This is a genomic window from Methylobacterium sp. Leaf94 (assembly GCF_001426045.1).
Classification (GTDB): Bacteria; Pseudomonadota; Alphaproteobacteria; order Rhizobiales; family Beijerinckiaceae; genus Methylobacterium.
Map to the genome: position 1 here is coordinate 16,395 of NZ_LMRM01000028.1, position 19,974 is coordinate 36,368.

The following is a 19,974-nucleotide window of genomic DNA, read 5'->3' on the forward strand; positions in this document are numbered from 1 at the left end:
GCCGCGATCTCACGCTCCTCGAAAGCAGGGCCGGCATCGAGCACGAAGGTCGTCATGACTCACGGTTCTCCAATCCAAGCGAACGGTCAACGGCGGGGTTTCAGGTTCGAATGCGTAGGCCAGGGATAACCCGATGGCGGGTACCGGAACCGCTTGCGCGGGGGCGCCGGCCGCGCGAGTCTGGGGGCATGAAACGCCGCCCCGCTCCCCGCCCGATCCCCTGACCCCGGAGCGCCGCAGGCCTCCGCATGGAGGCCCGCCATGGCCACGTTCTTCATCGCCGACACCCACTTCTCGCACCGCAATATCATCACCCACCGCATGCATCGGCCCCGGCCGTTCGCGTCGATCGAGGCCCACGACGAGCGCCTCATCGCCGCCTGGAACAATCGGGTCCGCCCCAACGATACGGTCTGGCACCTCGGAGACTTCGCCTACGGGGCCTCGGCCGCCCGGTGCCGCGAGATCTTCAGCCGGCTCGCCGGCGTGAAGCGGCTCGTCCTCGGGAACCACGACCGGGAGAGGACGACCTGCCTCCCATGGGCCTCCCAGCACGAGCGCGTGGAGATCAAGGTCGACGACCGCCCCATCGTCCTCTCCCACTACGCGCAGAGGACGTGGCACGGGATGCACCGGGGCGCCCTCCACCTCTACGGCCACTCGCACGGCGGGCTGCCGGGATGCGGTCGCTCGCTCGACGTCGGGGTCGACTGCTGGGATTGGCGGCCGGTGACGCTCCCGGAGATCCTGGAGCGGATGACGGAGGACGCGTCCCGGGGAGACGGCCGCCTCGCCGTCGCGGCGCTGGCCGAGGCGGCATGAAGGGGGGGCGCACGGTCTGCGCCCACCTTGGGGTCAGGCGGCCAGCGCGTCGATCCGGCCCCAGGCGCCCTTGTACCAGTCGAAGGCGAAGGGTCGGCGGTCGCCGCAGCCGGTGTCCCACTCGCAGACGTAGTAGCCAGGCACGTTGGGCTTGGGCCTGATCACGAGGATGCCGATCGTGTCGTCGAAGAGGGCGAGCAGGGCGACCGTCTCTCCATCCGCCTCCCGGACGCAGAGAACATTTTCGGCGTAGGAGGGCACGTCATGCGGGATCAGGGTCCAGCGGATCATGTCCTGGACGAAGTCGACCTGCTCTGCGGTAGGCACGCGCCGCCAATCGCCGGTGCGGACCATCGCATCGAGCCGGTCGCGCGGCGGCGTGGGCCTCCCCATCCGGGGTATCGCCGGCGGCACCTGGGGCGAACCCGACAGGACGTAGAGGGTGTCGAGCTGCTCAGGCGTCATGGCTTCGACGATGAGGTCGGCGAGATGCGAGAACGCGATCGACCGGCCGGATCCCCGGAAGGGATGGATGCGACCGGGCGTGACGATCAGAGTGCGATCCCGGCGCTTCAGGGCGCTGGTTTCCGGCATGGTGGACACGAGATCGCCGACGCCGGCGGCCGCGCGGTGGGTCCCGAGCAGGATGACAAGGGCGATCGCCTCATCGCCACCGGGCATGCGGACTTCCCAGCCCTCCTTGAGATCCAAGACTGCGATGTCACGACCGATCTGTGTCCACGGCGCGGCCTGCATGAGATGGTGCCGCCCGAGATCGTCCGCGGTCTCAAACTCCCGGACCTCGACGACGAGGTCCGGGATGTAGGTGTGCCCGGTGGGGCCGAAGGGCATCTTGGCCCACGTGGTAGTGGTCTTGCGCTTCCAGGGCACGGCTATTCTCCAGCGTCGGGGGCGGACGAGCCGCGGGTGTCGGGGGCGTCGGCGTCCGCCAAGAGCTCGGCGAGGATCTCGTTGACGTAATCGTGGTGGATGGCCTCGAAGGCCGGATCGAGGTGCGGGGGCAGCGCGGCTTCGGTCATGAGGCGGGGGTGTCCTTTGGGGTTCGGGTGGGCAGGTCAGCGGAGCGCCGCGAGCCGCCGGTCGACGCTTGCGATCGCCGCGGCGAGCTCGACGACCAGGCCCTTAGCCAGCGCGCGCTCGTCCTCGGGATCGCCGGGCTGGCCGAGGATCCGGGCGAGCCGCCCCGAGGTGCCCGTGCAGTGCGCGCGGAGACCGCGGAGCTCGCGCCTCATGTCGACGTCCGCGACGGTGATCCCGTTGAGGACGAGCTGCGGGGCGGCCTCGATCGCGATGATCTGGCGCGCCCTGGCGATCGCGGCCTGGATCTCCGTGGCCCCCTCGGGCATCTCGGGCCGCCGCTGCAGCGTCGACCAAAATTTTTCGGGCCGCGGGGCCGTCGGGGCGGCAGCTCGATAGTCGGCCTCACGCTGCGCGTCGCGCGCCTGCGCCCGCTGGCGGGGCGTCAAGGTCGGGTCGTTGGCCGGCCGTGGCCGGGGCGCCAGATCCCGGGCCGGCGGCGTAGCCACGACCGGCTTCTCCAGGTCGGCGAGCTCCTTCAGCAAGTGCAGCGCGACGGCGCCCCCGCCGGGGATGACGCCACCGTGCGCCCGGCAGTAGACGCGGACGGTCTCGGCGGACATGCCCGCGTGGATCGTCGTCCCCTCCGCCAGATCGTAGCCCACGCCGTAGGGCGACAAGGTCTCCGCGAGGACGGGATCGCCGTGCGGCGCGGCGACGGCGATCTGCCCGTGCCGCCAGAACACCGCGAAGGCAGTGCCGTCCGTCAGACGGATGACTTCGGACTGGGGGCGCATCAGGCAGCCTTCCTGCGGATGAACGGGGCCGGCGCGACGCCGCGCTGGCGGGGGGCAACGGTCCCGAGGGCCCGGTGCCCCGGGCAGTACGACGCCCCCTGATCCACCCGGTGTCCGCAGCACGTGGCCTCCGCGGTCGGCTCGCCGGCGATCCACCTGCACTGGCCGTCCCGCACGTCGACGAGGCTGACGCGCAGGCTCTCCGGGAGCGCCACGCCGGCGGCCGGGCGCGGGGCGGGACGCGGAGCCGGCGCCGTGGGACGGGCGGCCGGAGCCGGCTTCGCGATGGCCAGCTTGCGCCGCTCGGACGCCTTCGGGGGCGATGCCTTCCGCACGGCGGGGGGCACCGGGGCGCGGACGTAGCCGGCCAGACCAGCCCGGTACATCCGGCCGATCACGGCGCTCTTCGAACGGCCGTTCCCGAACCGGAGGTTGAGGATGGCAGCCGTGCCGGCCCCGCCCTTGCCGGAGAGCCAGGAGGCAATCGCCAGGCCGTGCTCCTCCTCAGACCACGGCGCGCGGTGGAGCTCGAAGGCGGGCGAGGCCCGCATCGTGGGCGGGGGAAGATCCAGCAGGGGGGCGTTCATAGAAGAACCTCTAATCCCAATGGTAAACCCGTGACCGCTCCACAAGCGGCGACAGCGCACTGTACGCTGTACAGCCGCATCTGCAAGCGGTATCCTGTGGACAGTCGCAAATTCCTGGGAGCTCCCGCCGTGCCCGTCTTGACCGCCCCCCCGATCGATTTCGGCCCGCCCTGGCGCCACGTCGGCGTCCGCAGCCGCTTCGGCCACGCCATGGAGCTCTTCGCCCTGGACGAGACGCCTCTCGGCTACGCGGACGCGTGGCGCCGGGCGCGTGAGGTGATGGTGGACGCGGGCTTCAGCTGGTCGGACAAGACCGGCCCTGGCCGCCTGATGCCGTGCTGGTGGGCGCTCCCGACGGACACGGACGTCGGGGCCCTGGAGGCCGCCGTCGCGGAGGCCGTCGCCGCCGGGGCCGCCGCCCGGGCTGAGGAGGATGCCAAGCGCGAGGCGGCGCGCCTGGCCGAGCTCGCGCGCGTCGCGGAAATTTCGGGCCCGATTCGCGAGCGCCTTTTGGAGATCTGCCGGACGCGGCCGTGGTCTCTCGGCCGGGCGTACGCCGAGGCGATCGAGCATGCCCACGACGACGCCTGGACGCAGCACGGCCTTAACGTGGCCAAGGACTGGGTCGCTGCAGCTGACGCGACGGAGGCCCGGACGGAGGCGCGCCTGACCGGCCGCGGGCCGGCGCAGTGGCACGAGCGGGCCAACGATCCCGACGTCCGCGACGCCGCGCTGGCGGGGCTCCGCCACATCGCCGGCATGGACGAGGACTGGGCGAGCGACGCGAACGGGGTGGGCTTCAGCCAGGTGACAACGTGGGCGGGACACCTCCTCGCCGCGCGCGATGTCCTCGATCAGGGCGCGGCGGCCCATGCCCTCGGGATCCTTTGGCAGCACCGGCGCCAACTGCCGCCGAGCATCGCGCAGCGGGCCCTGGGGATCGAGCCGAAGCCCCAGCGCGGGGGCGGCGCTGGCAACTTGCTGGCCCGGGCGGGATGATCCCTCACCACCACCGGAGCCTCACCTCATGTCCCTCATCCACCGCATCCTCGCCGCGATCCTCAGCCTCCTCACACTCCCGCTGCGGATGCTGGGCCTCGGGCCCAGCCCGTCGTCGGCGCAGGCCCTCGCCGTCGAGGCGCTCGCCGACGACGGGCCGGCGCCCGTGGACGACGCCGTCGCGCACCCGTTCGGCACGCTCATCAGGGAGCACGCCGCGCGAAGGCTGTCACCGCCGGCGCCCGGCACGCCCGCCCTCGCTCCCCTGCCGCACCTCGTCGAGGCCTGGATGGAGCGGATGACGCGGTCGCAGCTCTTCGCGATCCGACGGACGCCACCCCGCCTCCTGGAGCAGCACGCCACGAGCGGCGAGGACGGCCGGTGCCGGCATGAGCTGGGCATCGTCACGCCGGCCGCCGTCCTGAGCCTGCCGATCCAGCCGAGGAGGGAGCAGGCCGCGGGAGGGGGAGCGGCGAGCGGCGGCGGTCAGCGCCCCGAGATGGAGCCGCCGGAGGGGGACGATCCTGAGTGGATCGTGGAGGCGGCCAACGAGGTCATCGCCAGCTTGCAAGTCAACCGCCGCTGACGCCAGCACCCTCCCGAACGACCGAGCCCGCCGGGATGACCGGCGGGCTTCTTCATGCGCGGACGAGGCGCCCGTCGCGGATCGCGTCGAGGATGACCTTCAGGTCGGCCTCGGCCTTGGCGGCCCGGCGACCCGCTGCGGCGAGCTCGCGCGCGGCAAGGTCGGCATCCTCCCGGGCGATGCGGGCATCTGCCTGCGCCCCGGCGAGGAGCCGTCGGACGCGGCGGAGCTCCGTGGCAACCGTCTCGACCGCATTGGACTGCGTGACCTGGTGCGTGCGGAGGCCGTCGAGGGCGCCCGTCAGGAGGGCATCGCCAAGAAGCAGGCCGTGGGCAGTGCGGAGGCCAACGTCGAAGCTGGTGTGTGCTGCCAGGCCCATGATGCTCTCCTCTCGAACCGATCTCACGCCGTCATTCGCGCCTGGCCGGGAGTCCGGGTCAACCCACCGAACGGGCCGTCCCCAATCGACGGTTAACCGGTCGTTCCGAAGGCCCCGAAAAGCCCGGATTTCAGGGGGCGGGCAGCACGCCTTCCGCGAGCTTTTGGATTTCGCTCTTGAGGTAACGCCGAACATGCGGAAGGCAACGCGCAAACAAGTGCTGAGGAAATGCTGAGCTCAGCACGAGCTCGGCACACGGACCTTACATGTGAGCTGACAGGTCAGGTTGTGGCTTGCATCCCGAGCCGGGATATTCCTGGCATGACCGAGATCCCCCCTCCCGACGCCCCCCGCCGCCGCCCCGAGACCGGGGCGCAGCGCCTCGCCCGTCAGCGCCGGGCCAATGCGCGCTATCAGCGCGACCTTCGCGCGCGTCGCGCGGCCGCGGGGTGTCCCGACCCGGACGTCCTCGACCGCGCCATCGTCGACGCCATCCGCGACGCGATCGTCCGGGCCCCGGCCGGTACGCGCCTCCAGGCGACCGTCGTCCCGCAGGACCTCGTCAACGCCATCGGCCGGTCCCTCATGGCCCGGAGCGCCCGCGCCGTGGAAGCCGGCCGTGACGGCCCGGTCTACTCCGCGCGCGCCGTGGCCGACGCCCTGCAGGATCGCCTGCTCAAGCCGGGGAAGGCCGCCCTTACGGCGTAAGCCATTTTTTCGTTGCAGTGTATACGAGTAACGGGGGAAGACATCACGGTGCCAAATACGTCCACGGTCTAGGGCATCACGCTGGTAACGGGTCTAGGGCAAGGTCAGGCCGGCTCAAGGACCAGGCGAACACGCATCCCGAGGGACGCCGCCACCGCACATTGGCGGTCCAGGTCCCAGCCCTCGATGTCCCCGGATCGAAGGGCGGTCTTGATGCGGGGGGACCTCATGCCGATGGGGTAGCGGGCGACGGAGGGACACCTCTCGACCACGGCTTCCAGCGCCTCGACCGGGGCCCGCTCCATGGCGAGGGCCATCTGCACGGCGAGGTCGCGCTTGACGGCCTGGGCGGCTTCCCGACCGGCGGCTGCGTCATGGCGCTGGACCAAGTCGGTGCCGCTAATCCCATACCAGCGCCAAGCGGCTCGGCCGTTCGAGAGCTTGGCCTAAACGACCGAACTTGAGTTGGCGCCTACTATCCGCCCTACGACCGAAATGGGTGGTGTTCCGCCGGTCCGCTTCTCATCCCATTTGGGTTCAGGCTGTGTGAAAACGTGCTGATTTGATAGGGTAAATCCCGATCTTGGAGGTCGGGATGAAGCGCTTCATCGCAGGTGAGAACCGTCAGCAGATCACGCTGCTTCCCGATTGCCTGGACGACTATATCACCGCCGACAATCCGGTTCGCCTCGTCGAGGTGTTCGTCGATGAGCTCGACCTGACAACGCTCGGCTTTGCGGGCGCCGTGCCGGAGGCCCCGGGCCGTCCCGCCTACCATCCGGCGACGTTGCTCAAGATCTATCTCTACGGCTACCTCAACCGCGTTCCGTCGAACCGGCGGCTCGAACGCGAGAGCCAGCGCAACATCGAGTTGATCTGGCTGACTGGTCGGCTGATGCCCGACTTCAAGACGCTGGCCGACTTCCGTAAGGACAATGGCCCGGCGATCCAGGCCGCCTGCGCGCAATTCGTGGTGCTGTGCCGCCGGCTGGACCTATTCAGCAAGGCCGTCGTCGCGATCGACGGCAGCAAGTTCAAGGCCGTCAACAACCGCGACAAGAACTTCACCGCCGCCAAGGTCGAAGCTCGGCTGGCGCAGGTCGAGACGAGCATCGGCCGTTACCTCGCGGCGCTGGACCGGGCCGACCGCGCGCCGAGCGACATCGCCGAGGCGCGCACGACGCGGCTCAGGGAGAAGATCGCGGACCTGCGCGAGCAGATGCAGGTTCTCCAAGCGAGAGGCCGGCAGGTCGAGGCTGCGCCCGATCGCCAGGTTTCACTGACCGATCCCGACGCGCGCTCCATGGCGACCAGCGGCAAGGGCACCGGCATGGTCGGCTACAACGTCCAGGCCGCGGTCGATGCCGAGCACCACCTGATCGTGGCCCACGCCGTGACCAACGTCGGGAGCGACCGGGCGCAGCTCGCGCCGATGGGTCTTCTGGCGCAGGCGGCGACGGGATGCGCCACGCTCACGGTGCTGGCCGACCGGGGCTACCTCAACGGGGAACAGGTGCTGGCCTGCGAAGGCACCGGGGTGCAGCCCTGCGTGCCAAAGACCCTGACCTCGGGCCATGCCAAGCGCGGCCTCTTCACGGGACAGGACTTCGTCTACGACGCCGAACAGGATCACTACACCTGTCCCGCCGGCCAGCACCTAATCAAGGGGCTCGCCCGGTCCGATCGCCAGGCCGACGGCGAGGAGATGGACCACTACCGCAACCTGACGGCCTGTCGCGATTGCGTGCTCAAGCCCCGCTGCACGCCGGCGGAGACGCGGCGTGTCAAACGCTGGGTGCACGAGGGCGTCCTCGACGCGATGCAGGCGCGGCTCGACCGGATGCCCGATGCGATGAAGATCCGTCGCCAGACCGTCGAGCACCCGTTCGGCACGCTAAAGGCCTGGATGGGAGCGACCCACTTCCTGACCCGGACCTTGGCGAAGGTCAGAACCGAGATGAGCCTGCAGGTTCTGGCCTACAACATGAAGCGGATGATCCAGAGCTTCGGGGTCGCTCCGCTGATGGCGGCAATCCGGGCCTGAAGGCCACCGCTTCGCTCTGCGACACTCTCAGGACATTCGCCTTGAACCTGAGGGATCTGCGTTCTCACACGGCCTCGGTTGGAAGCGGACCTTCGAATGGTAGCCTTGCGTACTGGATCCACCGAAGCAAGGTTAGGCGGCGCGGACCGTCGCGAGGAAGCGGCCGACCTCGGCGCCGAGATGCTCAGACTGCCTCGACAGTTCGGAGGCCGCCGACAGCACCTGGGTTGCCGCCGCCCCGGTCTCCTCCGAAGCCTGCGCGACCCCGGCGATGTTGCCGGTCACTTCGTTGGTCCCGGTCGAGGCGAGGGCGACGTTGCGTACGATTTCCTGGGTCGCCGCACCCTGCTGCTCCACGGCCGCGGCGATGGAGGTCGCCACGCTGTCGATCTCACGGATCCGCCCGGTGATGCCGCCGATTGCCGTGACGGCCTGCGCCGTCACACCTTGGACCTCATCGATCTGGCGTCCGATCTCCTCGGTTGCCCTGGCGGTCTGCTCGGCCAGCGCCTTGACCTCGGAGGCGACCACGGCAAAGCCCCGTCCCGCCTCTCCGGCACGCGCCGCCTCGATGGTGGCATTGAGCGCCAGCAGGTTGGTCTGCCCGGCGATGCCCGAGATCATGCCCACCATGTTGCCGATCCGAGCCGAGGTGGCCTGTAGGGCGTGGACCAGCTGCATGGTCTGATCGGCTTCGCCGACGGCCGATTGGGCCAGCCGGGTCGAACCGGAGACCTGTCGGCCGATCTCCTGCACGGACGAGCCGAGCTCCTCGGCGGCGGCCGCGACCGTGTTGACGTTGGCGGCGGCCTCCTCGGCGGCGGCTGCGACGGTGGTGGACTGGCTCGCGGTCTCCTGAGCGGTGGCGGTCATCTGCTGGGCGGTTGCCTGGAGTTCGGTGGCCGAGGACGAGACCATCCCGACGATGCCGCCGACCGCGCGCTCGAAGCCGTCAGCGAGCTCGAACATGGTTCGCTTGCGTTCGGCCGCGGCGGCCTCGTCGGCGCGGCGCTTGACCTCGGCCTCCTCGGCGGCCTTCCGGGCGACCATGGCCTTGATGCCGTCAACCGCCTTGCCGACCGCGCCGATCTCGTCGCTGCGGACCGACTCCGCGATCTCGGCATCGGTCTCACCGCGAGCCATCCGCTGCAGCACGCTGACGAGCCTGCCCAGCGGACGGGCGACCTGCACGATGACCGTATAGACGCCGTAGGCGATGCTGAGCGCCGCGATGACGAGTGCCGCGAGGAGGGCGAGGCGGGACCAGCCTGCGGTGTGCTCGGAGCGATTGAACTCGGCCTCCGCTTCGTGGACCTGCAGCGTGGTCAGCTTGCTGAGAGGCGCGTTGGTGGCCTGCATGTTCTTCAACAGGTCCGCATGCGTCGCATCGAAATCCGGAGCGCCGCCTTGCGCGATACGCCTGAATATCTCGGAGATGACGATGCCGTTCTGATCGATCCGAGCCTGCAGGTCCTTGGCCAGGACCTCCTCTTCTTGTGTCAGCGAGGTCGCCTTGTAGGCGGACCATTGAGCGTGCAAGTTAGAGAGGTCGCGCTCCATCCTCTCCTTTGCCGTGGCGAACGCGACGGTCTTGCTGCGCAGCATTCGCGATACATCGATGATGTCATCGTAGGCATCACGGATGATGCTGAATTGACGGAGGCAGACGACCCGGTCCTCGTAGACGGTCTTGAGGCTTGAGTGGCTCCAGTGGAGCGCGAAATTCCCCAACGCCGCCGTGCCGAAGAGGATGAGGCCTAGCACGGCTAAAACTGACATAAGCCGCTGTTTGATGGTCATCGTCGATAAACTGCCTCTTTGTTCACCACAGCCGATACATCCATCGTTTGAACCGGAGTGGCGCCTGCTGTCCGGATGCGCAAAATAGAGGCAATTGGTTAATATGACGGCTACGCAACGTCCGAGAACCATGCGTAGCGTGATGACGGGCGGTCACGATCAGGACACCGCTGGCTGCCCTCCCAGGGCCTGTCGTCGCCTGAACAGTTTGGCTGGGCTTGCGTTTTCGTCTCTCTGATGGAGGAGGGACGATGCTGAGCGACACACAATGGGCTGATCTGGAGCCTCTGGTTGAAGCCTGCCGGCCCAAGGCCAAAACGCCTCCGCAGGATCTGCAGCGCACGCTCTCGGCCATCCTTTGGCGGCATCAGAACGGAGCCAAATGGCGAGCTATTCCCGAGGAATTGGGACCCTGGTGGCGGGCTGCCCAGATCTTCATCCGCTGGTCGCGTGCCGGCGTCTGGGAGCGGCTTCTTCACCTCGTGCAGGAGCGCGGTGTCCAACTCGGTATGGTATTCCGCGACGGCACGAACATGCGAGCGCACCAAAAGGCGGCGGGAGCCGCCAAAAGGGGGGATCTGGGCCCGAGCGAGATGCTCGTGAAGCTCTTGGCCGCTCACGTGGCGGGTATGGCACCAAGGCTTGCGTGATCGCGGATGGACGGGGTCGCGCCATCGCCTTCCGGCTGGCGCCCGGTCAGGCCCATGAACTTCCTCACGCTGTTCCCCTGCTCGACCAGCTGCCGGCGGTGCCCAAATGGGTCGTGGGGGACCGCGGCTATACCAGCCACGTCTTTCGCGAACACATCTGGGATATGGGCGCTCGGCCTGCGATCCCGCCTCAGCGCTACGAAGCGCCCGTGGCCTGCCCGGATTGGATCTACAACAACCGTAACCAGGTCGAGCGTCTCTGGACCAGGCTCAAAGAGTGGCGCGCCATCGCCACCCGCTACGAGAAGACTGCCGTCAGCTTCATGGGCGTCCTCTACCTCGCAGCCGCCCTCGATTGGCTTAAGCGATGACACGCCCGTGCTTCGGCAAGCACCCATAGCGCTTCGGGACCGCTGCACATGCAGCATACGAACTTTGGTGCGTTCCGTTGAACGGAAACAGCTGGATCAGCGTCCCTTCATGCCTGGCAGGGGAGGGCCGCCCACTAAAAAAGCTAGAGTTTAAAACAGATCAGCCACAGCTCCCTTTTTTCGCGAATCAGATATCCAGGCGGCTCATCCCGCGGATACCGCGCAAGTCGTCTATGAGTTTCATGCCCCACAAGTTTGTCGACAGCTGTGAACCGATCTTCGTAAAACTCTCATCCGTCGAAAAAATCGGCCATAGATTACTATCTTACTCGGGAAAAATCATAAATACGACCGCTAAGTCAACCAATGCGTCTTTAGGCCTGCAGTACACTGGTGCAGCCAGTCAATCTTCTATTATTTGTAGTTTGATAAACATCATTTGAGCTTTCAATGGGTATGAAGCTCCCCAGCCTATAAAAAAGAAATCGACACAGGCCCAGAAACATTAGCACTCTCGTTCACTGAGTGCTAAACCAACTGTCGCAGGGCCGCTGCGGATCTTCCTGCAGCCGCCTTCCCTTCAATGGCTGAGCCGTGCTGGCGCCATGTCATCGGTAGGGAGATTGGAACTCGACCATGAAATTTCGCCCACTGCACGACCGTGTCGTCGTTCGCCGCATCGAAGGCGAAGAGAAGACCAAGGGCGGCATCATCATCCCGGACAATGCCAAGGAGAAACCGCAAGAGGGCGAGATCGTCGCCGTCGGTCCTGGCGCCCGTGACGAAGCCGGCCGCGTGAACCCGCTCGACGTCAAGGCCGGCGACCGCGTCCTGTTCGGCAAGTGGTCCGGCACCGAGGTCAAGATCGACGGTCAGGACCTCCTGATCATGAACGCTTAAGAGCCATACGCCCTGGTGTGATCTGCCAATACTGCCCCTTGAGGCACCCGATGTGGTGTGCCTCGGGGCCGCGCTAACATTGAAGTGACTTTTCCCATGGCTGCCAAAGACGTTCGTTTTTCCGCCGACGCCCGCGAGAAGATGCTGCGCGGTGTTGAGCTTCTTGCCAGTGCCGTGAAGGTGACGCTGGGTCCCAAGGGCCGCAACGTTGTGATTGAGAAGTCTTTCGGCGCGCCGCGCATCACCAAGGACGGCGTCACCGTCGCCAAGGAGATCGAGCTCGCCGACAAGTTCGAGAACATGGGCGCCCAGATGGTGCGCGAAGTGGCCTCGGCGACGGCACGACGACGGCAACCGTGTTGGCCGCCTCCATCGTCCGCGAGGGTGTGAAGTACGTGGCCGCCGGCATGAACCCGATGGACCTGAAGCGCGGCATCGACCTCGCTGTTGCTGCGGTCGTGAAGGACATCAGTGAGCGCTCCCGCAAGGTGGCGTCTTCCGCAGAGATCGCTCAGGTCGGCACCATTTCAGCCAATGGCGACAAGGAAATCGGCGAGATGATCGCCCACGCCATGGAGAAGGTCGGCAAGGAAGGGGTCATCACCGTCGAGGAGGCCAAGACGGCCGAGACCGAGCTCGATGTGGTCGAGGGCATGCAGTTCGACCGCGGCTACCTTTCCCCGTACTTCATCACGAATGCGGAGAAGATGATGGCGGATCTTGAAGATCCCTACATCCTCATTCACGAGAAGAAGCTCGGGTCGCTTCAAGCGCTTTTGCCGATCCTCGAAGCCGTAGTGCAGACCGGCAAGCCGCTGCTCATTATCGCCGAGGACATCGAGGGTGAGGCGCTCGCTACGCTCGTCGTGAACAAGCTGCGCGGCGGCCTCAAGGTCGCGGCCGTCAAGGCTCCGGGCTTCGGCGATCGCCGTAAGGCCATGCTTGAGGATATTGCCCTGCTGACCAAGGGTCAGATGGTCGCCGAGGACCTCGGCATCAAGCTCGAGAACGTCACTCTTGAGATGCTGGGTCACGCCAAGCGGGTGCGTATCGATAAGGAGACCACCACGATCATCGATGGATCGGGCGACAAGGCCGACATCGAGGCCCGCGTTGCTCAGATCAAGGCGCAGATCGAGGAAACCACCTCGGACTACGACCGTGAGAAGCTCCAGGAGCGTCAAGCCAAGCTCGCCGGCGGCGTCGCGGTCATCCGCGTTGGAGGCTCGACTGAGGTTGAGGTCAAGGAGAAGAAGGACCGCGTCGACGACGCGCTCCATGCGACGCGCGCAGCGGTTGAAGAAGGCATTGTGCCCGGCGGTGGTGTCGCTCTCCTTCGTGCGAAGGCAGCGGCAGAGGGGCTGAAGAACGACAACCCGGACGTCCAGGCCGGCATCAAGATCGTGCTGAAGGCGCTTGAGGCTCCGATCCGTCAGATTTCGCAGAACTCAGGCGTCGAAGGCTCGATCGTGGTCGGAAAGATCCTGGCAAACTCGTCTGCGACGTATGGCTTCAACGCTCAGACCGAAGAGTACGTTGACATGCTTCAGGCAGGCATTGTCGACCCGGCCAAGGTTGTCCGCGCTGCCTTGCAAGGAGCGGCATCCGTCGCCGGGCTTTTGATCACGACTGAGGCGATGATCTCCGAGGCTCCGAGGAAGGAGGCTCCGCAGATGCCAGGTGGCGGCGGTATGGGTGGCGGTATGGGCGGGATGGACTTCTAGCTTCCGTATCCGCTGAGACAGTGATCCCGAAGACCGCCCTTAGGGGCGGTCTTCTCTATTTTGACATGGAGAAAATGTTTTGGCGTTAATGGGAGATAAAGTTTAACTACGAGCGGCACCTGGAACAGTTCAACGTATCAATGCGACCGCAAGAGGCGAGGGCATCTTGGTGCCGACCACTCCAATTTGACCTAATGCCTCGCTCTGCGCGCTGTTGGGTGGGAGCGCGGACGCATCTAGGAGCGGTTCCCTCGCGCCGTACCGCCCGAAGGATGCCAACCCAGCCAGTATTGGGCTCCGCAGGCGTGACCTACACGACCGCCTGCCGTCGCTTTCGATCGTGCGGCTGGAATGCTACTCACCCGCCTCATCACGAGGGGCTATCCAATGACCTTCCCGACGCGTCGCGCCGTGTTCCTGGCCGTCATCACGGGCTGCGTTCCGGCTTTTGCGCAGGCCCCGGTTCCGGCCGGTCCAGAGGCGGTCGCCTCGCAAGCCGTCATCCGAAAGCTGAACGCCTACGTCGGACTCATGAATCGAACGCTTCGCGCCTCGGAGTCGATGGCGCGTTACGGAAGCTGGGTGAATATGCGGACCGGCCCAACAGGTCGTGAGAGCATCGTGTACGGGCTCTACTCACTCTATGACGTGCGCGACGAGATCGCGAAGGCGAAGGCAGCCGTAGATGCGGAACCCCGGATGGCGGAGCTCGACGCGGCCGTCCCACCCTACATCGCGGCCTACGAAACGCTCGCCCCGCTGATTGCGCAGGCGAACGGCTATTACGAGCGGGCGGATTACAAGGTCGACAAGATGGCGGAGGGCAAGACCTTGCACGCCAAGCTCGCGCCGGCCGGCAGAGCCTTCCTGGAAGAACGGGCGAAGCTCGAACCGCTCTTCGCCCTGGAGAAGCTTAAGAGCGACGAGGCCGAGCTCGCGCTGATCGAAAAGCAGGAAGGCCGCAAGTCCCGCTGGGTCATCGCCAACGTCATGCTACGAGCGCGTCCGGTGGTGGAACTGCTCCCGCGCGAAGCTAAGCCCATAGTTGACCTGCCGGCCTTCGACGCCGCACTCGCGACTTATGCCTCGGCCGTCAGAAGCATGGACGAGTATGCCGTGGCCGAGCCGGGCTCCTTCTCCGGTTTTGAGGGCCGACCGGCTACTTGGCTCGGCAAGCTACGCGAGTTCCGCGAGAAGCTCGGCCGCGCGAAGGGCGACGCACGTCGCGGCCGTATCGACACGACCTGGATCGTGAACGACTACAACACACTGATTTCGACCTCGCAGACGGCGACCCGTTTCCCGCGTTAGGTTAAACCTCCCGGATGCTGCCGGCGCTGACGGGACCATCCCGTACGATGCACGATCAATCCCAGCGGTGCGCGCTTTCGCTGGGATGACGAGGAAGCCCGATGATGCAGTTCGATACGCCACGCCCCGGAGACGATCCGCTCCCGTCCATCGGCGATCCGCCTCCCGGTCCTCAGGTACCTGAGATCGATCCACCGGCGGAACCACCCGCCCCTCAGCCACCAGGCCCCATAGAAGCTGTGTAAAAGCTTGGCGATCCGTTCGCGCAACTCACGACGAGGGAGATGGCAGTCGCACCGCGACCTCGTTCCGGCGCAAGAATGGCACCGAGAATGGCGGATCGTAGCCCATGAAGAAGGGCTGTTCCACCGCCTTTCGTCCAGTGGCTTCCATCACATTCATCAGGGTGCGGGTCTGCTCGTCCCTAGCCGCAGGCGACGCCGTACCGGAGAAGCGCAATACGGCTAACCGTTCCGGAGGAAGGCGAACCAGTCTCACCCCGGGTTCCGTCGGCTCCGGCGCACCGGCTTCAACGACTGCCCTCGGCAGATAGAACCGCATGGTTCCCCGGGCGCCCTGTTCGACCGGGACCGTCATCGCGATCAGGCGACCTTTGCTCTCGACGGGTGTCGTCATGGCGATCCGCTGACCGCCACCGTTCGCCCCGGTGATGTACCGGAACAGCCGGCCGAACGCCCGCCCGTCCTGCTGTCCCATGGCATCCGTCTCGACGGCAACGCGCCCATCGTAGGCCCGCACCTCGACCCCACGGTTGAGCCGCTCGACGACTGCATAGCGCGGCTCTTCATAGGTTCCACGGATGCCCACGACCGACAAAGCGGACTCAAGCAGCGTCACGAAATAGTAGAGTAGCTTGTCCATCGTCCAGGCTTCCATTTGTCATCGGGCGTACGCGAGAAATCTACGTTCGTCTCCGATCGGGTATCCAATATCGGGGAAGCAGCCCATCTGGTATCGTGAGGAGCGCGGCCGGTTTAGGAGCCTGCAGCAGCTCGACGAGGTGCCAGGCTTGAGCGGGAAGATGGTATCAGCAGGTACCGAGCTTGACGATCCCGCACAGCAACTCGCCTAGACAGTCGTATTCTCTCTACCACTTGGGTTCGCCGGTGGGACGCTCGACCTCGTGATCGACGGCTGGCGCATCACCAGCATGCGTCTTCATCCCGAGGGCAAGACCGTCCTGGCGCTCGCGCTCGGCCTCATCGTGCTTCTTCTTGACCTTGGCGTCCGCGATAGAGCTTTATTCAGGTGAGATAGCGTTGCTCCCGATCCGTCCGCTGCGTAGACAGCGCTGCACAAGGAGAATCAATGTTATCCGCAGTCAGAACGCTCGTCCTCGTGCGGCACGGGCAGAGCACCGACAACGAGCAGAACCTGTTCTCGGGGTTTCGCAATCCCAGCTTAACGGGGCACGGCGTTGCGGAAGCGAAGGCAGCCGGACGCAAACTGCGGGAGCTCGACTTCCGCTTCGACATCGCATTCACGAGCAAGCTGGACCGGGCGCAGCGGACACTGGCGCTAATGTTGGAGCAGTTGGATCAGAGCGATCTCCCGTTCCGAGCCGACAGTGCCCTGGACGAGCGGGACTACGGCGAACTCTCAGGCCTGAACAAGGCGGAGGCACGCAACCAGTGGAGCCCGGAACAGGTCCATCTCTGGCGGAAATCCTACGATGGTGTCCCCCCAGGTGGTGAAAGCCTTGCCATGACCGCAGCCAGAACAGTTCCGTTCTACGAGCAGGAGCTTGCAGTGCGCGTTCAGGGAGGGCAGCGCGTCCTTGTTGTTGCCCACGGAAATTCGCTTCGCTCCATCGTCATGCATCTTAAAAACATGACTCCTGAGGCGTTGATGGACTTCAATATCACCACGAGTGAGATTCTCATCTACAGCTTTTCGGAATCGGGCGCGGTGATTGAGAAGACCTCGGTTGTTGCGCCCTCTTCGCTATGACGATCGGGAAGAGGGGGATCAATAGCTCCAATTCAAGTCGCGATTGGTTGAGCCTAAATGCTGCATGACAGCCTTACGGAAGAAACACTGCGAAACTTCCTCGCTGCCTTTTACGCCAAGGTTCAGCGAGATCCCCTGATTGGGCCGGTATTTGCCCGCGTCATCCCTGATGGCGATTGGCCACGCCACCTCACCGTCATCCAAAATTTCTGGTCCTCGGTGCTTCTAAAATCTGGTCGCTACAAGGGCAATCCGTTCGGTAAGCATCAGAGACTGGCTGAATTGACCCCGGCTCATTTCGCGCGCTGGCTCGCGCTATTCGAGCAAACGGCCGAGGAAATATTCTTTGCGGACGTAGCTCTGCTCCTCACGGAACGTGCGAACCGGATCGGAGATAGCTTAAAAGCGGGACTGTTTTTCCGACCAGAGGGTCTACAGCAGGATTGCTGACATCACCTCGTTAGGCCCAGCCCCCCCGGAGGCGGAGGTCGCCCACGCCGACGAGCGGGTCATAGCCCGAGCCGCCGCATGAACCAGGGGTCCCCTCAGATCTGAGGGGACCCCTGGTTCAGTACGTGATGTGAAGGCTCGGCCGGGAATCGGGCCGCAGTCCAGAGCCGGGTGCGGCCATCCTCGACAGCAAGACCCTGCGAACCTCGCCCGAGAGTGGCGAGCGAGCTGGCTACGATGGCGCCAAGCGCAAGAAAGACTCGAAGGTCCAGCTGGCCGTCGATACGCTTGGCCATCTCTTGGCCCTGCACGTCACCCCCGCCGATGCCGACGACCGCGCCCAGGTCGGACGTCGGGCGCAAGCCGTGCAGGCTGCCGCCGGTGACACCATCGATCTCACCTACGTCGACCAGGGCTACACCGGCGAGAAGCCGGCCGAGGCCGCTCGCGAACACGGCATCGAACTGGAGCTCGTCAAACTGCCGGAAGCCAAGCGAGGCTTCGTCCTGCTGCCGCGGCGCTGGGTGTTAGCTGGCGACCTCCTCGTCCTCAGCAACTCTCCCCTGTCTCCGCCTTTAGGTGTACCTTCGTCTTGCGCAAAACAGCGCACGGATCGTGGCCACTCAGACGCGCCAAAATCAGCAGGTCCGTCATGAGATCGATGATGTCACACTCAGCAACGTCTGCTCCTGTCATAGGATAACGCCAGCGCCGCTCAGTCGTTTGCTGCGCAAGGTAGAGGTCGAGAGCATTCCGAGCGAGTTGACCTCTCATGGCTTCCGTAGGCATGGGTATACTCCTCGGCCGCCCAGACTTTTGGAGAGTATGTGCCGTTCAGATGCTGCGCGTAGCGCGCTCGAATCAAACGCCGCTCCACCTGTATGGTTCGACTATCATTGACGAGTTTGCATGCAGAGGATCACGGCATTTGCATACAGAGATCTCGGCCACCGAGCTTGGTGAGCACGAAGGTGCACAGGAAGACCGCGATGGTGATCAGACCTGCGAACTCGCGCTCTTTCGAACGTCTCCAGGATAATGGCATCGGTCAGCACGCTTTTTGCGGCTATCCTTCAGATAGTTAGGTAGTAGATAGATTGTGTACAGGCAAAAATATCTTGGATAATATTTATATCAAAATTTATTTCTGCAACTTTGCAATCACCTCAGGTATCCACCGCATATATTAATGTGATTTACCGAAGCCAATGCATGAGCACGTATCATGCGATCCGCAGCATCAGCATCTCTAGATTCGATCGACTTTATGATCGATGCATACGCTGTGATCGCTCTCGAAAGCCATTGATCCTGTGCGAACGATTTATCCCGGATATTCTGCAAGTGTATGAACAGACTATCTGCAAGATTTTTTATTACAGCACATTGAGCAAGCAAAACTAATTTACGATGAAATTCTAGATTAAAAACAAAATATTCACTTGCTAGGTCCGAGTTGTGCTCGGCAACAGAGTGAGCAAGAAATCCTCGCAGCGATTGAATGTGGGCATCCGTCGCCCTCTCACATGCAAGCCGAGCTGCCATGCTCTCTAGAGCTGCGCAGGAGTAAACCATATCAATGATTTCGCGTTTCGATTTCCTGATCACGAAGACGCCGCGCCGCGCTTCTGATCGCACAAAACCTTGCTGCTGTAGAATGTTGAGTGCTTCCCGGACTGGCGTCCGGCTTATCCCTAGATCGTGAGAAAGTCTACGCTCGTCGAGGCGCACTTCCTCACTGTGGTGATAGATATCCATCGCACCGATCGCGATCCTTAGGCTTTCGTAAGCACGATCTCTAAGGGTTAATTGATTAGTAACGGATGCTAGTTCTATTTGGCGCCCACCCGACATCGGACATCCTTCAATGAGGCAACCCCAAAGAGATTCATATTTCACGACAATCCAAGTCGACAGACAAGCTTCTCACCATCAGCAACCAATAAGCTAATATATTGCATCGGAAGTATTTATTATTGTGATAATATCAAATTAATATTTATGAGAATGCAATTGAACTATCGCGCGCACAATAACTATTTTCCGTGACGATGAGGTCCATGGCTATATCGTGAGCTTGTGGGTAGATCGTTGGTAGACGCCCCAATTCGAAGCCGATACCGATGATCAAAGGCTTCACTTGGCAGTGCGCAATCGTCCGGTCATAGAAGCCACCGCCATACCCGAGCCGAAACCCCGATGAATCAAATCCCACCAGTGGGGCAATCAGTACGTCCGGGATAACCGTCTCACCTTCGGCAGGGATAGGAATGTTCCAAACGCCCCGACTCATTGGAATTCCAGGCCACCACTCCCGGAACTGCAAAGGCTGTGCCTTCTCCACGACAACCGGTAAGGCAAGGCGAATTCCGCGGTCACGAAGTGCCGTTAGAACAGGCCGCGCGTCAAACTCCCCTTTGAAGGGCCAGTAAAATCCAATGAGCTTTCCGGAAGTCGGTACCAGTGCCGCTTCAAGGCTATGATTGATTCGCGTGCTCCAGACTGCGCGATCCTGCGCTGATATGCGGACGCGGGCGTCGATGAGAGCTCCGCGCGTCTCTTTCCTCCACTGCTTGATCAATTGCCAATGTGGGGTAGCGCTTTGGACGGGTGGCACTCCCGATGCAAAGTTTGTCTCCCCGTTTAAACCGAGGAAGCTCTGGTCCAGCTCATGCATGAAACACGGAGGCGAGCTGTACTCGCTAAACGTACCCAACGACGTGGAAGTAGGCTCTAATACCAAGCCTCGCTGAGCAGGACTCACGCGGGGTAGCGTCGGCATCTCGGTCGTGATTCATTCCTGGGTTTGGAGCCTGAGGAGGATGCGATGGCTGCTC

Annotated in this window: 21 protein-coding genes and 2 pseudogenes; 13 read left to right on the top strand and 10 right to left on the bottom strand. The window is 64.2% G+C overall.

The features are described from left to right. The first annotated feature begins 261 nt into the window (after window positions 1-261). The gene (locus tag ASG63_RS14935) at window positions 262-822 is read left to right on the top strand and encodes a metallophosphoesterase family protein (RefSeq protein ID WP_056217821.1); all 561 of its coding nucleotides are present in this window, start codon (window positions 262-264) and stop codon (window positions 820-822) included. Between the two features lie 33 nt (window positions 823-855). Here ASG63_RS14935 and ASG63_RS14940 read toward each other — a convergent pair whose 3' ends face one another. The 4 genes from ASG63_RS14940 to ASG63_RS14950 are packed head-to-tail and all read right to left on the bottom strand — an operon-like array spanning window position 856 to window position 3,244. Beyond that, the gene (locus ASG63_RS14940) at window positions 856-1,713 is read right to left on the bottom strand and encodes a hypothetical protein (RefSeq protein ID WP_056217824.1); all 858 of its coding nucleotides are present in this window, start codon (window positions 1,711-1,713) and stop codon (window positions 856-858) included. Between the two features lie 2 nt (window positions 1,714-1,715). Then, on the bottom strand, window positions 1,716-1,862 hold the full coding sequence (locus tag ASG63_RS25340; RefSeq protein WP_156394202.1) for a hypothetical protein: 147 nt from the start codon (window positions 1,860-1,862) through the stop codon (window positions 1,716-1,718). 36 nt (window positions 1,863-1,898) lie between these two features. Next, window positions 1,899-2,657 (bottom strand): hypothetical protein, encoded by a 759-nt coding sequence (locus ASG63_RS14945; RefSeq protein ID WP_056217828.1) that lies wholly within the window; start codon window positions 2,655-2,657, stop codon window positions 1,899-1,901. Beyond that, entirely contained in the window at window positions 2,657-3,244 is a 588-nt protein-coding gene (locus tag ASG63_RS14950; RefSeq protein ID WP_056217832.1) for a GcrA family cell cycle regulator, read from the bottom strand. Before ASG63_RS14950 ends, ASG63_RS14945 begins: the two co-directional genes overlap by 1 nt. A gap of 129 nt (window positions 3,245-3,373) precedes the next feature. Here ASG63_RS14950 and ASG63_RS14955 point away from each other — a divergent pair, with 129 nt between their 5' ends. Together ASG63_RS14955 and ASG63_RS25345 are read left to right on the top strand one after the other, a co-directional pair. Further along, window positions 3,374-4,243, top strand: coding sequence for a hypothetical protein (locus ASG63_RS14955; RefSeq protein WP_056217835.1), 870 nt, complete (start codon window positions 3,374-3,376; stop codon window positions 4,241-4,243). Between the two features lie 28 nt (window positions 4,244-4,271). Then, entirely contained in the window at window positions 4,272-4,829 is a 558-nt protein-coding gene (locus ASG63_RS25345; RefSeq protein ID WP_056217838.1) for a hypothetical protein, read from the top strand. A gap of 52 nt (window positions 4,830-4,881) precedes the next feature. Here the strand turns inward: ASG63_RS25345 and ASG63_RS14965 are convergent, their stop codons facing one another. Continuing rightward, window positions 4,882-5,208 (bottom strand): hypothetical protein, encoded by a 327-nt coding sequence (locus ASG63_RS14965; RefSeq protein WP_056217842.1) that lies wholly within the window; start codon window positions 5,206-5,208, stop codon window positions 4,882-4,884. Between the two features lie 321 nt (window positions 5,209-5,529). Here ASG63_RS14965 and ASG63_RS14970 point away from each other — a divergent pair, with 321 nt between their 5' ends. After that, complete coding sequence (locus ASG63_RS14970) at window positions 5,530-5,916, top strand: hypothetical protein (RefSeq protein ID WP_056217844.1); 387 nt, start codon at window positions 5,530-5,532, stop codon at window positions 5,914-5,916. Window positions 5,917-6,020: 104 nt separating this feature from the next. Here ASG63_RS14970 and ASG63_RS14975 read toward each other — a convergent pair whose 3' ends face one another. After that, on the bottom strand, window positions 6,021-6,305 hold the full coding sequence (locus ASG63_RS14975) for a hypothetical protein (RefSeq protein WP_056217846.1): 285 nt from the start codon (window positions 6,303-6,305) through the stop codon (window positions 6,021-6,023). Between the two features lie 206 nt (window positions 6,306-6,511). Between ASG63_RS14975 and ASG63_RS14980 the strand changes: the two genes are divergently transcribed. Then, on the top strand, window positions 6,512-7,960 hold the full coding sequence (locus ASG63_RS14980) for an IS1182 family transposase (RefSeq protein ID WP_056217851.1): 1,449 nt from the start codon (window positions 6,512-6,514) through the stop codon (window positions 7,958-7,960). Window positions 7,961-8,092: 132 nt separating this feature from the next. Here the strand turns inward: ASG63_RS14980 and ASG63_RS14985 are convergent, their stop codons facing one another. Continuing rightward, window positions 8,093-9,760, bottom strand: coding sequence for a methyl-accepting chemotaxis protein (locus ASG63_RS14985; protein ID WP_056217854.1), 1,668 nt, complete (start codon window positions 9,758-9,760; stop codon window positions 8,093-8,095). A 251-nt stretch (window positions 9,761-10,011) separates the two neighbouring features. Here ASG63_RS14985 and ASG63_RS14990 point away from each other — a divergent pair. From ASG63_RS14990 to ASG63_RS15005, 4 genes and pseudogenes are all read left to right on the top strand, one after another. Beyond that, window positions 10,012-10,781, top strand: a protein-coding gene (locus ASG63_RS14990) for an IS5 family transposase (RefSeq protein ID WP_156394203.1) whose coding sequence is annotated in 2 segments (ribosomal slippage) — window positions 10,012-10,327 and window positions 10,327-10,781 — 771 coding nt in all. Because the reading frame shifts where the segments join, the coding sequence is not laid out codon by codon here. 636 nt (window positions 10,782-11,417) lie between these two features. Then, window positions 11,418-11,681 carry a co-chaperone GroES gene (locus ASG63_RS14995; protein ID WP_056217857.1) on the top strand — a complete coding sequence of 88 codons (264 nt, stop codon included), beginning with the start codon at window positions 11,418-11,420 and terminating at the stop codon, window positions 11,679-11,681. 96 nt (window positions 11,682-11,777) lie between these two features. Next, a pseudogene (groL, locus tag ASG63_RS15000) lies at window positions 11,778-13,405 on the top strand (chaperonin GroEL). A 387-nt stretch (window positions 13,406-13,792) separates the two neighbouring features. Continuing rightward, complete coding sequence (locus ASG63_RS15005; protein ID WP_056217860.1) at window positions 13,793-14,716, top strand: YiiG family protein; 924 nt, start codon at window positions 13,793-13,795, stop codon at window positions 14,714-14,716. 270 nt (window positions 14,717-14,986) lie between these two features. On the opposite strand, the gene ASG63_RS15010 is transcribed toward ASG63_RS15005, so the two are convergent. Continuing rightward, on the bottom strand, window positions 14,987-15,598 hold the full coding sequence (locus tag ASG63_RS15010) for an SOUL family heme-binding protein (protein ID WP_056217884.1): 612 nt from the start codon (window positions 15,596-15,598) through the stop codon (window positions 14,987-14,989). 262 nt (window positions 15,599-15,860) lie between these two features. On the opposite strand from ASG63_RS15010, the gene ASG63_RS26850 reads away from it, so the two are divergent. The 4 genes and pseudogenes from ASG63_RS26850 to ASG63_RS24355 form a co-directional block, all read left to right on the top strand. Further along, window positions 15,861-15,989 (top strand): hypothetical protein, encoded by a 129-nt coding sequence (locus tag ASG63_RS26850; protein ID WP_274534740.1) that lies wholly within the window; start codon window positions 15,861-15,863, stop codon window positions 15,987-15,989. Window positions 15,990-16,045: 56 nt separating this feature from the next. After that, complete coding sequence (locus ASG63_RS15015; RefSeq protein ID WP_056217863.1) at window positions 16,046-16,687, top strand: 2,3-bisphosphoglycerate-dependent phosphoglycerate mutase; 642 nt, start codon at window positions 16,046-16,048, stop codon at window positions 16,685-16,687. A 57-nt stretch (window positions 16,688-16,744) separates the two neighbouring features. Beyond that, window positions 16,745-17,137, top strand: a complete 393-nt coding sequence (locus ASG63_RS24350) for a group III truncated hemoglobin (RefSeq protein WP_082559327.1) — start codon at window positions 16,745-16,747, stop codon at window positions 17,135-17,137. A gap of 155 nt (window positions 17,138-17,292) precedes the next feature. Beyond that, window positions 17,293-17,679: pseudogene (locus ASG63_RS24355) on the top strand (transposase); the annotation flags it as partial. A 619-nt stretch (window positions 17,680-18,298) separates the two neighbouring features. Here ASG63_RS24355 and ASG63_RS24365 read toward each other — a convergent pair. Both ASG63_RS24365 and ASG63_RS24370 read right to left on the bottom strand, forming a co-directional pair. Then, entirely contained in the window at window positions 18,299-18,973 is a 675-nt protein-coding gene (locus tag ASG63_RS24365) for a GntR family transcriptional regulator (RefSeq protein WP_443189797.1), read from the bottom strand. 163 nt (window positions 18,974-19,136) lie between these two features. After that, the gene (locus ASG63_RS24370; RefSeq protein WP_082559330.1) at window positions 19,137-19,814 is read right to left on the bottom strand and encodes a 5-formyltetrahydrofolate cyclo-ligase; all 678 of its coding nucleotides are present in this window, start codon (window positions 19,812-19,814) and stop codon (window positions 19,137-19,139) included. Window positions 19,815-19,974: the final 160 nt, after the last annotated feature.